Source organism: Actinoplanes sp. NBRC 103695, from assembly GCF_030269485.1.
Lineage (GTDB): Bacteria > Actinomycetota > Actinomycetes > Mycobacteriales > Micromonosporaceae > Actinoplanes.
The window spans coordinates 1-748 of record NZ_BSTL01000119.1 but is presented as its reverse complement, the minus strand read 5'-3'; the positions used below and the strand labels follow the sequence as shown (position 1 = coordinate 748).

Sequence of the window (748 nt, the reverse complement as noted above, 5' to 3'; positions counted from 1 at the left end):
CCACCGGCGCGGCAAAGGACGGAAGCCCTTCTCCGCAGGGCGCCGGGTAATCGTCTCGACGTCGATGCCGTGCTGGGCCCCGCGCCGCCAGACCGTGGCCTGATATCCGCCATCAACCCAGACCTTGCGGACCGTTGGATACGCGACAGCAACCTCGTCGAGCAGACCGCGCCCAGCGGCGGTGTCGGACACCGACGCGGCAGTGACCACGACGGCCAGCAGCAACCCGAGCGTGTCAGTGACAATGTGCCGCTTGCGTCCCTTAATCTTCTTCGCCGCGTCGATGCCCTGCTCGGATTCCCTTACGTTGCAAGACGTTTTGACGCTCTGAGCGTCGATGACCGCCGCACTCGGCGACTCGTCACGACCCTGCGCCTCCCGGAGCCGACGACGCAGAAGATCATGGATCTGCTGCGTAGTTCCGTCCTTCTCCCACTTGGCGTAGTAGTCGTACACCGTCTTCGCCGGCGGAAAATCATGCGGCAAGTACTCCCACGCAATCCCAGTCCGAGTGACGTAGAAGATCGCGTTCACGATCTCCCTCAGATTGTGCACCGGACGGTTGATCCCGAGCCCTGGACGGGCAGCCCGCCACCGCGTCAGAACCGGTTCGATCACCGCCCACCGAGCATCCGACAGGTCCGATCGATATGGACGTCGCTCCATCCCCATGTACTGCCAACGAACCAGCACGCCCGCTGACAGCCGGCAAACGCGAATCAACCTGATCGAGGATCAGATGCCCTCT

The 748-nt window shown here is 63.4% G+C and carries 1 protein-coding gene; it reads right to left on the bottom strand.

What is annotated here, in order from left to right; translation table 11 throughout:
* Positions 1–666 (bottom strand): IS5 family transposase (locus tag QSK31_RS48520; protein WP_285691997.1); only part of this gene is annotated, 666 nt, incomplete at its 3' end.
* Between the last annotated feature and the right edge of the window lie 82 nt (positions 667–748).